Genomic DNA, 13948 nt, shown 5'->3' with positions numbered 1-13948 from the left:
TCCTGTGGTTTGGGTTTTAACATCATTGTAGTAAAATAGTGGTTTTGTAATGTTTTTGTAATATGACAAGTTATTAATTTTATGTGAATTTAATGTAAAATACGCTAAGCTATTGGTAGCACCAATGATAAAGAGAGCAAATTTTCTGGGTTCGTACCTGAAAATCTTCTGCCTTCCCAATGAATATTTTGTTATTCGAACTCTCAAACAAATATTCTTAGCTCATGAGTTTCATATGTTGTTATATAAAATCGAGGTGGATGAAGTGCAAAACGATGCGAAGGATAACCAGCAGAAATGCCTTCTGGCCAAGGGCGGCAGGGAAAATGCCACACACCCTGCGGTTACGAAAGACATAGATACTGATTTACAGCTGATTGCGGAAAGTTTACAAAAGGCTTGCAGGTCTATGCGCGATTCCGGCATGGAGCAGCGCGAAATCATAGCGATTATTAAGAAGATGGCTGCAATTGCGCAAGAAATCGGCTTATTGTCCGATCACCCAGTACCAACGATGAGAAAACTATAAATCTATCGGCATAAGGGAGTGAACTCGTTTCAGCAAAGCTGAAACTTCGGGGGGCAGGTGGAGAGTCAACTCCACCTGAACTGGCGCCGCCTATAGAGGCGGGAGTATTAACTCGTCGATAAGATAAACTGGCATCCTGAGCTGCAGGTGCCAGTTTATTTATTGTCAGATATGTACAGACGTTTACCGAAGGGCAAATTATGCCATAATGATCTATAAGGCACTAATTTTGCCGGTCTGATTGCAGGTAATTGCCCTCAATACAGGGAAGTTATTACATAATAAATTGTTTACAACGCTATCTAAGTTGCGGAGGGATACAAAATGGCCAGAAACATAAAAGAAGTAATGCCGGATTTTATAGAGCTTAAAGAGGCAATGGCGCTATCCCGGGAACAAAACCGGGATAACCACCGGCACTTTATAAATCCGGATTTAGTAAATCTTATGGGGCTTTTAAACTTTGACAAAAGTTTTGTCAGAGCCGCCGGGACAACAATCTGGGATCGGGAAAATAATGAATACCTGGATTTCTTAGGCGGCTATGGCGCTCTGAACCTGGGACATAACCACCCGGAAATCGAGGCCGCAGTAGAGGCCGTAAAAGAACTGCCGAATCTGATTCAGGCTGCCCCCAATCCGATTGCCGGGGCGTTAGCCCGGAATTTAGCCTTATTTACTCCCGGCGAGCTGCAATACTCATTTTTTGGCAACAGTGGTGCCGAAGCCGTGGAAGGGGCTTTAAAGCTGGCCCGGGCCGCCACCGGCAGAACCAAAATCATTTCCTGTGAAGGCTCTTTTCATGGCAAATCCTTTGGCGCCCTGTCCGTTACGGGGCGGGAGAAATACAGGAAGCCATTTGCCCCGTTACTGCCTGATGTAGTTTTTATTCCTTTTGGGGATGCCCAGGCCCTTGAAAATATTTTGTCGGCCAATGCGGCAGCGGCCTTTATCGTAGAACCGATTCAGGGAGAGGGGGGGATCATTGTCCCGCCGGCAGGGTACCTGAAAGAAGTCAGGGATATTTGTACGAAATATCATACCTTGCTGATTGTCGATGAAATCCAGACCGGATTCGGGCGTACCGGCAAATTGTTTGCCTGCGAACTGGCGGGAATTGCGCCGGATATTTTGTGCCTGTCCAAATCTTTTGGCGGCGGGATCATGCCGCTTGCGGCCTATACGACTACCGAAAAAATCTGGAAGAAAGCTTACGGCAGCACGGAAAAAGCTACGCTGCACACCTCGACTTTTGGCGGGAATACCCGGGCGGCAGCGGCTGGTATTGCCACTTTGTCAGTTCTCTTCCGGGACGATCTGGCCCGTCAGGCTGCGGAAAAGGGCGAATATCTCCTAGGCAAATTGCGGCAGCTGCAGGCGAAATATCCGTTTCTGAAAGAGGTTCGCGGGCAAGGGCTGATCATTGGCATGGAGTTTGCCCAGCCGGAGAAGGGGCTTCTCAACAAACTGACCGGCGGCGCCGTGGGAAAACTAGCCGGCGAATATCTGGGCGCAATGGTAGCCGGAGAACTCCTGAACAACCATCAGATCATAACAGCATATACCTTGAATAATCCCAATGTAATTCGTTTAGAACCGCCGCTTACGGTAACTTATGAACAACTTGACAAATTACTGGCGGCCCTGGACGTAATCTGCGCCAAGAACAAAAGTTTTGGCGATATGGTAATTGCCAGCAGTAAAACGATTCTGGGGTCGTTGGTAAAGAAATAGTAAAGCGCCTGCTATAAAAACATCCCGACAATTCAGAGGTGAAGTGCCGGGATTGTTTTTATAGCAGGCGCCGGTGAACGGCGGGAACTTACGAAAGTGTCTCGCGGGCTGTAAAGGGAGGCTGCTACTGCAATAATTTTGCCAGGATTTTTGCCGGATCAGCATCAGCTGCATTTTCCACTACTTCAACTACACCGACAATATTTCCCTGGTGGTAAATACCCAGGGTTCCCGGCGGCTGGGGCGGAAGCTCTAATTCATAGACACCTTTGGTGCCGCTAAAGGTTTGAATAACTTTTTTCCGGTCAAAGGCTACAATCTCCCATTTACCTTGGGGGGTATCGAATTGTGCAAAATTGATCAGCACTTGCGCCGGTATCTCTTTACTGATAACGATAATTAAGGGCTCCAGCTCATAACCAATTCCCGCGATATGTACTGTTTGCCGGTTGTCGCCGGCCACTGCCTTTTTCAGCAGCCGGTCAGTGGGAATCTGGCGGATATCGTCACCGTATATGCTGGGGCGTCTCTCCCGGTTGCCACAGCACTGGGATTTGCCATTCGTAGAGCAACAGCTCTTGCCTGGAGGAACTACGACATTTTGCTGGGAAATATCGATACTGTTGAGATCATCAACTACTTTAATCAGCCCGCGCAGCATCCCCATCCAGCAGCTGAAGTTTAGGTCTTCGCCTTGTGGTGTCATTTCAATGATGTTGTCACCGGCAGTCAGCTTCTTTTTTATGTGCAGGGATGGAATGATCAGCTCATTGTTGCAGGAATTGATTTGATCGCCGGTAACGATCATTTTTAAGGGCAGGTTTTTCTGCACATATACAACATTGGGCACATAACCCTGGTTCGTTGCCGCTATTTTAATAGTTTGCTGCCCGTTCCTTAGCTCGGCTTTGACCGGCATGGCCTTATTGCCGGTGTTTTTTACGGCATAGTTATTTAGGAATGAAGGATTGATGCCGGCAATGGCAAGACCCCGGTTGGTCATGATCAACCCTAAAACTATGACCAGAACACCACTGAACCTGAGGATTGCTTTGGTAGAGTCTTTACTAAGCATAGTTGTTATGGTGCCAAAAGACAGCATCAGCGGCAATGTGCCCAGTGAGAAGACCAGCATTGCCGTTGCTCCCTGCAGGATACTGCCGGTGCTTAGCGCATAAAGCTGCATCGTTTGCAAGGGACCACAGGGCATTAAACCGTTAACCAAACCTACAATAAAAGGAGAGTTAGCCGGCTTTACCGGTAAATTAAACAGCCGGGGCAGGGTTAGAAACCGTCTAAAGAGCGTAACACCTGTCAGATTGAGTCCCATAACAATCATAAACAAGCCGGCAATTATTGCGGCTCCGGCCATAAAGCCGATCGAAACGGCTAGTACTGAGCCCAGAGCTCCCACAATGCCGCCAATCAGCGTATAGCTGATTATTCTGCCGGCATTATAGCGAAATGAGCGTAAGCAAGGGGAGTGCCTGCTGTGAGGCGCGGCAGAAACTGCCTGGGACATCATGAGGCCGCCGCACATGCCGACACAATGCAGCGAAGTCATGAGGCCAATAACAAAAATCACCAAATAGGTAACCTGGCCTGTTAATTGTGAACTCATATCAAAGTTGCCTGTGAACTGACTGAGTATAAAAATGGCCCCAAACACACAAGCTATGCCCACATAGTTTTTCAGTTTATTTTTAGCATTGGTCTGGCCGTTAACGGTATAACCACATTCATGGATCGTATTATGAATCTGGGTTTCGCTGCAGATGGCCGGGTCAAATTCGATGGTAACGGTGTTTTGTGAATAGCTGGCTTTTACAACAGTAATTCCTTGTAAGCGCTTTAGCGCTTGTTCAATCTTTTTTTCACAGGCCGGACAGTGCATATCGCCGACAGAGAAAGTTGCTGTAATTAACAATCAAGCCTCACCTACTTGTTGTAAAATATCCTAATAATGATAATACTAGACTCATAGCCAAGAAGCAATGGAACAGGCTGTCTTTATTTTATTTTTCGCCGCTGTATACTTTCCGCGAGCGTTTAAGCGGCCATCAAATTGCCGGTGTTGGCAGTGTCACCGGCTCCCTGTTCAGTATTTGCTGAAGCCCGAATCAATAATATGAGATTTTTTTGAAATGTGAGAATAAATAGTATTGACAAAAAAAACAGATGGAGTTACTCTATATATAGATGTATATACAACATAGATCGACCGGGAGGAGAAAGATTAATGTTAATAATCGGAGAACTCATTAACACCAGCCGCAAGGCAATTCGCGAAGCAGTAGAAACAAGAAACGCCGCTTATATTCAGGAAGTTGCCAAGCAACAGGAAGCAGCTGGTGCTAATTATCTTGATGTAAACTGCGGCACTATGGTTGGACAGGAAATTGAGTGTATGGAATGGCTGGTAAATACGATCCAAGAGGTTACTGATATGCCTCTGTGTATTGACAGTCCTGATGTAAATGCATTAAGAGCCGGACTTACCTTGGCTAAAACTACCAATGGCAAGCGCATGATCAACTCGACAACGGCCGAAACAGGGCGTTACCAAGCGGTTGTCCCGCTGGTTAGAGAGTTCAATGCCAAGATTGTGGCCCTGTGTATTGAGGACGCCGGCATGCCGGAAACTGCCGAAGATCGCCTGCGTATTGCCAGCAAGCTGATCGATGATATGGCAAAAGAGGGTATTGAGCAGGATGATATCTACATTGATCCGCTGATCAAGCCGCTGAGTACCAATGACAAATACGGCAAGTCGGTATTGGATGCCATTTATGCTATTAAGCAAAAATATCCTGCTGTCCACCTGACCTGCGGCTTAAGCAATATTTCTTACGGTTTTCCCAACCGAGCTGTGCTCAACCGGCTGTTTGTCGTTCAAACCATGACTGTGGGCATGGATGGCTATATTCTGAATCCGACCGACAAAGCCATGATGGGTGTAGTATACGCCGGACAGGCATTGCTGGGTAATGACAGATATTGCGCCAAATACCTGAAGGCTCATAGAAAAGGGCTCTACGAATAGAAACAGAAGTAAGCCTATTCATAAAAAAAAATTAGGGGGAGTTTTGAATGTCAAAGATTGATCTTGTAAAAGCGGTAACTGAACTAGAGGAAGATTTAGTAATTGCCGGAGTAAACGAACAAGCGGCTGCCGGTGTGCCAGCAATAGAAATATTGGCACAACTGCAGGCCGGTATGGAAGGCGTAGGCAAGCTGTATGAAGCCGGGGACTACTATCTGTCGGAATTAATTATGTCGGCGGAGGTATTCGCCAATGCGGCTGCTCTGCTCGGATCAGCCCTGGCTGACTCCGGCGAAAGCAAAACTATCGGCACTGTCATCCTTGGTACTGTAAAAGATGATATTCATGATATCGGCAAAAATATTGTTTCCACAATTTTGAGCTGCAACGGTTTCAAGGTAGTTGACGTTGGGGTTGATGCACCGATTGAAACTTTTGTTGAGGCCGTAAAAACCCATAAACCGGATGTGGTGGGGATGTTCTGCCTGCTGACGACTGCTTTTGACGTAATGAAAGAAACAGTTGCCGCAGTTAAAGCTACCGGTATTAAAACCACTGTTCTTGTCGGCGGCGGTCCTGTTGATGAAAATGTTGCCACCTGGTGCTCAGCCGACGGATATTGCAAAAATGCCTATGATGCAGTCGAAATGTCCAAAAAAGCATCAGGCGCTGTAGCCTAGTCTCCTCTATAGCCTCCTCTATAGCCTGGGGAAACGCTTATTAAAGATGACTTGAAGGCAGGTGTCGGCTCTGCATGCATCGTAAAAACAATGGGATACAAAACCCTGTTAACGGGAAGGAGTCCGATACCTTGCCTGATAGCCAGGATGCACGGACTCCACTAGCTGCACAATATGGCCGGGATGAGATTGCACAAATCATTACCAGGATATTAAGCATTGCTAAAGAGATTTGTTGTCTGTCTGAGCGGAAAATTCCTATTGAAGCGCGACCTGTTGCAAGCGGTTCCAAGGCCAGTGAATACACGTATGATCGATCTCGTGGGTGAGTTCAATCCGGCTTGCTTTAGCAAGCCGGATTTCCTGCTGGAGACAAATAAAAAACACTGCTTGCGCCGGGCTGACTAACTTTGCCAATGCGGTGTCCAGCACGTTAAATTTGTATCAGGAAGCGGAGGAAAATATGCGTATTTTACTTTTCGGCGGTTTTCTGGGCTCTGGTAAAACAACGACTATATTGCAAATCGCTAAATATATTACTGAAAACAAGCAGGAAACGGTGGCCCTTATTGAAAACGAAATCGGCGAAGCCGGGATTGACGATAAGTTGTTAGCTGACAGCGGTTTACAAGTGCGGCCGTTGTTCGGCGGGTGTGTATGCTGCCAGATAACCAGTGATCTGATCAGTGCGGTGCGGGAGATCCATGACACGATCAAGCCGGACTGGCTTATAATTGAAATGACCGGACTGGCAATCCCCGGCAATATAGCGAAGCTAATTAACGAATACTGTCAGTTCTACACCGGCTTTAAAACAATAACGATTGTCGATATGGGGCGCTGGCCGGAACTAAAAGAGGTGCTGGGGCCGCTTGTTACCAGCCAGGTGGAAAAAACTGATTTTGTTATCATTAATAAAGCTGATATTGCCGGTTCCGATCAGGCGGAGATTATCGCCGATATCCGGGAGCTTGTTGTCAATGCACCGATCAGAGTCGCCAGTGCGGCCAACCAATTGCCTTTGGATGTAATTAAGGAGGTAATTGATTTTGAATAAATTAACCGATGCCACCGTGTTTAGCAAGACCTACACCATTCCTTTTGATAAGGAATTAACTAAGCCGGCGGTAGAGAAACTGGTCAGGCGGCTGGTGCTGGATGTCGGCAGCCCGTTATCACATAATGGTATTATTGTCGGCCATATTAAAGTGCTGGCCAAATTGTCGGCTGAGGAATTTATATTTGTATCGCTTACCCGCCTGGACCGGGTTGATGTAAAATTCTCTGCGCAGTGGCCGGTTGATGCAGAGCGTGGTTTTACCCGGTTCGATCTTGATGTCAATGTACTGGTCTTTGGCTATGAGGAAGCGGCAATTGCCAAAGCCGTTGATGCGGCCCTGGCCGTGCTGCGTCAAAGCAATTTATATGAAGAATAATGCTGTTTCGACGCCGGCCTAACCGCCAGGCGCGCTACATACATTCCACCGGAAGAAGAACTATCCGCTAATAAAATAGGAGTTCTTCTTTTTGGTTTCTAGCGACTTATCCCTGATTGGATATTGTATGGGTAATGATAATACGAAAGAGGGTTTACCTATGATTGAACCATCCGCAACCTATACTTTACACATTGAAGGCAATGACCTTTACCTGCCGTGCTCACGGGATAAGACCGTGTTGCGGGCGCTAATTGATGGCGGCGTATTTCTGGAAGCCAACTGTGGCGGCCGGGGTACCTGTGGTAAATGTAAGATCCAGGTACCTCAGGGGCAGGTTACGGATAAAAACGGACTGGCAGTACAGCCAGGCAGTGAAAACACCTACCTGGCCTGTCAGGTTTATCCTCAGGGTGATATAACGATTGTATTAAAAAAGGAACAAGCCAGCCAAAAAGGACAAACCACCGAAATCAGAGTTGATGACAGTATGCCGCTTGTTAGGAAAGTGGTTTTGGCTCCGGCCTATCCCACCGTAGATAATCATTATTCCTTGCAGGAGATGATTCAACAGGCCTTGCCGGCCCAGACCGCTGTTACGGGTTGTTTGGCCGGTACCGGCTTTATCGATAATGCGGCCATGCTGCGGCGGTTAAGTGAAGTTGTAGAAACAAAGCCTGAGCTTATTACGATTACGCTGCTGGAACAGCAAGCCATAGCGGTTGAAGCGCATGATACGTCAAAGGTACTGTACGGGGTGGCGTTTGATATTGGCACAACCACGGTCGTAGGTATGCTGATTGATCTTAATGCCAGACAGGTAGTAGCTGTTTGCTCAAGAAATAATCCGCAGGCGTCCATGGGCGCCGATGTTATTTCCCGGATTCAGGCGACCCACGAGCTGCTTGGCGGACTGGAGGGGCTGTCGCAGCTGATCCGGCGTTGTCTGAAGCAGATTATTGCCGAGCTGTGCTGTACGGCGGCGATTATTCCCGACAATATCTATGCTGTAACTATCGCCGGCAATGCCACAATGTCGCATCTGGTATTGGAGATTTCTCCGTCAACCCTGGTACGCAAGCCCTATGCCGCCTTATTTAAATACATGGCTCCGCTAAACCCGCAGGATATGGAGCTGGAGATAAACCCGCAGGGGAAAATTGTGGTATTACCCAATATCGCGAGCTTTGTTGGTTCTGATACGACTGCTGCTATTCTGGCTGTAGACCAGGATATTGCGGAAACACCGCTGTTGCTGGTTGATTTGGGAACTAACGGGGAGATGGTGATCGGTGACGGCCAGCAGCTGTATGCCTGCTCCACTGCGGCCGGTCCTGCTTTTGAAGGGGCTCATATCCGTGACGGCATGCGGGCCGCTGATGGGGCCATAACCGATGTTGTGCTGACAGCGCAGGGGATTCAGGTACAGGTAATCGGCAATGGCAAGCCGGTGGGACTCTGTGGATCAGGGATTGTCAAAGCCGTTGCCGAGCTGGTGAAAGCCGGCATCATAAACGGCAGCGGGCGATTTACCAGCGCCGCGGCGGCCAAACTGCCGCCAGGCCTGCAGGCACGCTTGCGGAATCAGGACGGACAATGGGAGTTTGTTCTTGTTGAGGGGGCAGATAGTGCCAGCGGGGCGGATATCTCGATTACGCAGGCTGATATCCGGCAGATCCAGCTGGTGAAATCGTCAATCTATACGGGTATTGAGTTTTTAATGGAAAAGCTGAACCCGGACGGGGAAATGGCAATCTATTTAGCCGGTGCTTTCGGCAATTATATTGATATTGACAGTGCCCTGGCGATCGGGATGCTGCCGGTGTGTAAAAAAGAGCTAGTCTGTTCGGCCGGCAATGCCGCCGGTACCGGGGCCGCCCAGGCCTTGCTGTCGGCAGAAAAAATGCAGCGGTGTTTTGCTATTGCCGGTAAAGTCAATTATCTCGAACTGGCAGCTCAGCCCGGTTTTCAACAGCGTTTTTTGTCCAACCTTGCATTTCCCCGGCTTTAATCCCGGTTATATCCTTAAGCGGACAGCAAATATACGGGCAAGCCGGCGGCAGTAAAGGCAGGGCAAGCGCAGCCCTGCCTTTTATCACCGGTATGACGCGAGGCGGCTTTAACCAAAAGCAATTAGCCGGGCAGGTTTTTTTGCTAAATTAGAGAAATATGGTATTATAATTAGACGAATATTATGGAGATGAAAGGGGTTATTAGGATGGCAAAAGACTGTTCCTTCGATATTGTGTCAGAGGTGGATATGCAGGAGATGGACAATGCTGTCAACCAGACTACCAAGGAGATCGCGCAGCGCTACGACTTTAAAGGCAGCAAAGCAGAAATCGTTATGGATAAACAGTCCTTAAAATTATCAGCCGAAGACGAGTATAAGCTGGGGGCAATGCTGGACATTCTGCGGACCAAAATGGTTAAACGCAACGTGCCTTTAAAATGTCTGGATGCGGGTAAGATTGAGTCCGCCTTTAGCGGTACCGTTAAGCAAACGGTTACTATCCAAAAAGGGATCAGTAAAGAAAAGGGGAAAGAGGTAATTGCTTATATTAAGGAACAAAAGCTGAAAGTTCAGGCTCAGATTATGGATGACCAGCTGCGGGTGACCGGTGCTAAAAAAGATGATTTGCAGGCTGTTATCCACAAGCTGAAAGAAAAGGATTTCGGAATCGAACTGCAATGCATTAATTTCCGCTCGTAATGGCAAAACCGCTAACGGCTTGAAGTGTTAGCGGTTTTTATTGATAGTAAGTGTTATGGCTTGTCAGCGAAGGGTTTACATTCCAGGATAGTAAAAGCTTTACTCAGCCTTGTGCGGTCAAAAGCGGCTTTCACTGTGCCCTGCAGGCCTTCGAGGCTGATATTGCCGCCCTGCTGCAGGGCGCGCTTCTGGATGTTGACAAGCATGCCCAGGCCGGTGGAATTAATCGTATTTACTTTAGTCAGGTTGACGTTAAAGTTGCAATAGCCGTCAGCTATATAGGTGAGCATCGTTTCCCTGATGCCGGCAGCGAGTTCTCCTTGCAGGTTGCCGGTAAGAATTGCGGTTACCTGACAGTTATCAATGATAAATTCCTGATTTTTCATCATTAGGCCTCCTGTTCATTTGTATACTGGCCGGTTCTAAAAAAGGCAATGGCGGCCTTTAAACCGGCAGCCATTTTGTTGGTACCAGTGGAGTTGGCGGCAAGAGAGTCCATTACCGTTGCTGTTTGCCTGGTCGCACTTGAGACTTCTTCCGCCTGCTGCGCGGTATTCTCAATTACGGTGGCCAGCGAGTCGATCAGGTCAATAATGCGGTCAGACTGGGTGACTTCTTCATCCGTGATTGCCATTACGGCCTCGATGTCGGTGACGGTATTGCTGACAGCCGTGAAGATATTCTCAAGGGCGCCTTGGGCCTGGCTGGCGCTGGCTACGCCATGCTCCATTTCGGTCCGGCTGCTTTGCATGGCCTGGGCGGCGGCGGCGGTACTTTCCTTCACTCTTTGCACAAGTGCCGATACCTCGGCCGCGCCTTGGGTGGACTGGTCTGCCAGTTTTTTGACTTCCTGCGCCACTACGGCAAAACCACGGCCGGCTTCGCCGGCCCGGGCAGCCTCAATAGCAGCGTTTAGCGACAGCAGATTGGTTTGCGAGGCAATACCGGTTATGGTAGCAGTGATGGCCCCGATTTTGGCAATATATTGATTGAGAGTTGTCATCAGCTCTTCCGTTTCCAGGGTTTTGTCCTTAATGTTGCCCATACAGGCTACTGTGTTGGCCACTGTGTCCCGGCCTTCCAGGGCTGTATTGAGGGTTGCCCGGGAATTGGCGGCAGCCGAGGTGGCTTCACGTTTGGCAATATCAACCAGGGAGGACAGTTCTAAGAGGGATTTAGAGACTTCAACAACCGAGGCTGTGCCGACCGCTGCGTCGGCGGCCAGCAGCGAACTGTTGCCAGCCACTTCGGCGGCGGTAGCCGATACCTGCTCAACCGCTGCGGCCGTTTCCTCGGCGCCGGCCACAACCTGTTCGGCTGATACAGAAACTGTTTCAACAAGCGAACGCAGGCTCAGGACCATCGAATTTATTGCTGTGGCCAGGCGGCCGATTTCATCGGTGGCCGTGACGGGGATTGCTGATAATGCCAGATTGCCGGCCGCCACCTGCTCGACGTTGGTCACCATCTTGTCAATCTCCCGCAGCGCCTGGCGCAGGATGAAGAGGGCCAGCGTAACCGCGATGCCCAAGCCGGCGGCAATCATGCCCGAAAACAGCATTATCAGCCAGTTGTACCGGCTATCGGCAGCTTGATATTCTCGTTTGGCCAGCTCAAGCTGCAGGTGGATGAGTTCAGTCAGCTTTCCCGATACCGGCTCAATACTTGCGTACAGTTCTTCAATCATAAATGCATTTAACGCCGGCTGATCTTCTTTTATCATAATTTCCGCTGCTTTAGCCAGGGCTCCGTCCGCCATACCCAGGAACCCGTCAATCTGAGCGACCAGATGCTCTTCTTCCGGGGTTGCGGCATGGCTTTTGTAGGAACTCCACTGGTCTTTGATGGTTTGGGATCCCTCATTGAGTCTGTCTCTGCCCAGGGCCCAGGCCATATGTCTGTCGCTAACCTTGTGGCAGGTATCGACAACATTGACGGTAAGGGCATCGGACATGATTTTGAGCTCCTGGAGGGCGATGATCCGGCTTGCATACATATCCTTGAGGGCGGTGTTGGCCGTTTTTATGCCCTGTAATCCGACCAGGCCAATAACCACAGACAACAGCGAAAATATAGCTACAACAATGAGGAGTTTTGCTCTGAGATGCAGACGGCCTAACAAGGCCGACAGGGCTGTCAGCTGAATCCCTGTTACAGCCGCCGGCAGTTTTAACTGACCGCCGAACCTGAAGCTGACCGGTAGTTTAATGTTCAGTTTTCCTGGAAATTTGCCCTTAATGGCAATGCGTTTAAATAACCTCACGCTGCACTCCTTTGTCATTTTTGCGTATTTTTCTGTACTGACTTTTGCTTTGTATAAAATGTTAGTCTTTGGCCGGGCATTATCCTGCTCTGGTATTTTAAGGAAGTGTTAACTTTATGTTAAGTTTCTGTTATTGACAGATCCTAGTAACAATTAAGAGCTTGCTGGTAGACATAAGTGGCCCCAAAACTATATAATTATTTATGGAATTTAATGCAGGTAACACATAAGGAGAAGTACTATGGCCAAAAAAAGCAATCATTTAAAATGGATACTGGCACTGGCTGCCCTTGTTATCGCTGTTATCTTTTATCAGGCAGGCAGCCCGCCGGCCGGCTACGATCTGGAAAAGACCGGGGCCGGTGTGGTCCTTGATTTTACCGATACGGCCAATAAGATTCATGCTGCTGTTGATGCTGGCCTGAACAGTGTCAAGGTAAAGCCGGAAAGGTTGACAGAAGCCCGGCAGGAGGTCCCCCGCACCGGGGTCGAGGGGCTTATTCGCTGGCATAGCCGGAGTATGCTGGTTATGGTGCCGGCCACAATGTCGCCGGCAGTGGTGGAGCAGGCCTTAACCCCGGCGGCTGCTAATGCCGGCGGCCAGGTAATCGGCACCGAACCGGATACCTATAATGGGGCGCCGACTGTGCGGATTGATGTTGGTATTAAGGATATGTTAAACAATGAACCCCTGACCATAGTGACAGACCGGATCTATGTTGCGCAGGAGCAAAGCCCGGTACCGCAAATTAAGCCTAAGCCGGAGGTCAAGTCCGGTGGCGGTGAAATGGCGATTATCATTGATGATTTTGGCTATATCCGGGAGCCGATTGCTGAATATGCCAATATGGGGCGGCCAATCACCTTTGCCGTTTTACCTTATCGCCAGTATAGTACGGAGGCGGCATCGGCAGCTCTCAGCGCCGGTCATCTAGTGATGCTGCACCTGCCGCTGGAGCCGCTGTCGGCAACGGAAGAAACAGAGCCTACCGTTATTACTGTCAATATGCCTGCGGCTGAGATTAAACAGACGGTGGAACAGGCAATTGCCTCTATACCTGGCCTCAAAGGGGTCAACAACCATCAGGGCTCAAAGGCAACTGCCGACAGGCAGGTAATGAAAACTGTATTAGGGGTTATTAAAGCCCATAATCTGTTTTTTATTGACAGCCGGACCAGCAATAAAACGGTGGCGGCCGAGGTGTCAAGGCAGCTGGGGCTGCGAACCGGAGAAAATGAGCTGTTTTTAGATAATAGTTCAGACATTGAATTAATAAAAAAGCAACTGCGGACAGCCATTGCTATGGCCCGGAGAAATGGCAGTGTAACCGTTATTGGCCATGCCCGGCCTAACACAGTCATTGCGGTAAGGGAAATGATCCCGGAGATAGAAGCAGCCGGCATCCGGCTGGTCTATGCCGATCAATTAATCAGATAATATAATTTTGCAACAAGGCTGTGGTTTTTTTAAAAAATTGCATTTGCCAAATTTTTCAGTGTAAAGTAAAATAGAGAATAACTGAAGAAAATATTGAAGAAAATACTGAAGA

At 48.7% G+C, this 13948-nt stretch carries 12 protein-coding genes; 9 read left to right on the top strand and 3 right to left on the bottom strand.

Going from position 1 to position 13948, the window contains the following annotated elements:
• The first annotated feature begins 124 nt into the window (after window positions 1-124).
• Window positions 125-529: a hypothetical protein gene (locus tag SPTER_RS13790; protein WP_144350918.1), complete on the top strand. Its 405-nt coding sequence runs from the start codon at window positions 125-127 to the stop codon at window positions 527-529.
• Window positions 530-853: 324 nt separating this feature from the next.
• On the top strand, window positions 854-2263 hold the full coding sequence (locus SPTER_RS13785) for an aspartate aminotransferase family protein (RefSeq protein WP_144350917.1): 1410 nt from the start codon (window positions 854-856) through the stop codon (window positions 2261-2263).
• A 124-nt stretch (window positions 2264-2387) separates the two neighbouring features.
• Here SPTER_RS13785 and SPTER_RS13780 read toward each other — a convergent pair whose 3' ends face one another.
• On the bottom strand, window positions 2388-4190 hold the full coding sequence (locus SPTER_RS13780; protein WP_144350916.1) for an urease accessory protein UreH domain-containing protein: 1803 nt from the start codon (window positions 4188-4190) through the stop codon (window positions 2388-2390).
• A gap of 312 nt (window positions 4191-4502) precedes the next feature.
• Between SPTER_RS13780 and SPTER_RS13775 the strand changes: the two genes are divergently transcribed.
• The 6 genes from SPTER_RS13775 (at window position 4503) to SPTER_RS13750 (ending at window position 10135) form a co-directional block, all read left to right on the top strand.
• Window positions 4503-5306, top strand: a complete 804-nt coding sequence (locus SPTER_RS13775) for a methyltetrahydrofolate cobalamin methyltransferase (protein ID WP_144350915.1) — start codon at window positions 4503-4505, stop codon at window positions 5304-5306.
• A gap of 47 nt (window positions 5307-5353) precedes the next feature.
• Entirely contained in the window at window positions 5354-5986 is a 633-nt protein-coding gene (locus SPTER_RS13770) for a cobalamin B12-binding domain-containing protein (protein ID WP_144350914.1), read from the top strand.
• A 463-nt stretch (window positions 5987-6449) separates the two neighbouring features.
• Complete coding sequence (locus tag SPTER_RS13765) at window positions 6450-7043, top strand: GTP-binding protein (protein ID WP_144350913.1); 594 nt, start codon at window positions 6450-6452, stop codon at window positions 7041-7043.
• Window positions 7036-7422, top strand: a complete 387-nt coding sequence (locus tag SPTER_RS13760; RefSeq protein WP_144350912.1) for a hypothetical protein — start codon at window positions 7036-7038, stop codon at window positions 7420-7422. The genes SPTER_RS13765 and SPTER_RS13760 overlap by 8 nt, the downstream gene beginning before the upstream one ends.
• 160 nt (window positions 7423-7582) lie before the next feature.
• Complete coding sequence (locus SPTER_RS13755; RefSeq protein ID WP_144350911.1) at window positions 7583-9433, top strand: ASKHA domain-containing protein; 1851 nt, start codon at window positions 7583-7585, stop codon at window positions 9431-9433.
• A 207-nt stretch (window positions 9434-9640) separates the two neighbouring features.
• Window positions 9641-10135 (top strand): YajQ family cyclic di-GMP-binding protein, encoded by a 495-nt coding sequence (locus SPTER_RS13750; RefSeq protein ID WP_144350910.1) that lies wholly within the window; start codon window positions 9641-9643, stop codon window positions 10133-10135.
• 53 nt (window positions 10136-10188) lie between these two features.
• On the opposite strand, the gene SPTER_RS13745 is transcribed toward SPTER_RS13750, so the two are convergent.
• The gene (locus SPTER_RS13745) at window positions 10189-10524 is read right to left on the bottom strand and encodes an STAS domain-containing protein (protein ID WP_144350909.1); all 336 of its coding nucleotides are present in this window, start codon (window positions 10522-10524) and stop codon (window positions 10189-10191) included.
• A complete protein-coding gene (locus tag SPTER_RS13740) occupies window positions 10524-12398 on the bottom strand; it encodes a methyl-accepting chemotaxis protein (protein ID WP_170233273.1) in 1875 nt (624 codons plus the stop codon). Before SPTER_RS13740 ends, SPTER_RS13745 begins: the two co-directional genes overlap by 1 nt.
• A 241-nt stretch (window positions 12399-12639) precedes the next feature.
• On the opposite strand from SPTER_RS13740, the gene SPTER_RS13735 reads away from it, so the two are divergent.
• A complete protein-coding gene (locus SPTER_RS13735) occupies window positions 12640-13836 on the top strand; it encodes a divergent polysaccharide deacetylase family protein (protein WP_144350907.1) in 1197 nt (398 codons plus the stop codon).
• Window positions 13837-13948: the final 112 nt, after the last annotated feature.

The sequence above is a fragment of the Sporomusa termitida genome (genome assembly GCF_007641255.1).
Taxonomy (GTDB): Bacteria; Bacillota; Negativicutes; order Sporomusales; family Sporomusaceae; genus Sporomusa; species Sporomusa termitida.
Note: the sequence above shows the minus strand (reverse complement) of the source record. Positions and strands in the feature narration are given on the sequence as shown.

Coding starts and splice junctions, on each gene's coding strand:
- SPTER_RS13790 (WP_144350918.1), top strand. CDS start 125: ATGATAAAGAGAGCAAATTTTCTGGGTTCGTACCTGAAAATCTTCTGC.
- SPTER_RS13785 (WP_144350917.1), top strand. CDS start 854: ATGGCCAGAAACATAAAAGAAGTAATGCCGGATTTTATAGAGCTTAAA.
- SPTER_RS13775 (WP_144350915.1), top strand. CDS start 4,503: ATGTTAATAATCGGAGAACTCATTAACACCAGCCGCAAGGCAATTCGC.
- SPTER_RS13770 (WP_144350914.1), top strand. CDS start 5,354: ATGTCAAAGATTGATCTTGTAAAAGCGGTAACTGAACTAGAGGAAGAT.
- SPTER_RS13765 (WP_144350913.1), top strand. CDS start 6,450: ATGCGTATTTTACTTTTCGGCGGTTTTCTGGGCTCTGGTAAAACAACG.
- SPTER_RS13755 (WP_144350911.1), top strand. CDS start 7,583: ATGATTGAACCATCCGCAACCTATACTTTACACATTGAAGGCAATGAC.
- SPTER_RS13750 (WP_144350910.1), top strand. CDS start 9,641: ATGGCAAAAGACTGTTCCTTCGATATTGTGTCAGAGGTGGATATGCAG.
- SPTER_RS13745 (WP_144350909.1), bottom strand. CDS start 10,524: ATGATGAAAAATCAGGAATTTATCATTGATAACTGTCAGGTAACCGCA.
- SPTER_RS13735 (WP_144350907.1), top strand. CDS start 12,640: ATGGCCAAAAAAAGCAATCATTTAAAATGGATACTGGCACTGGCTGCC.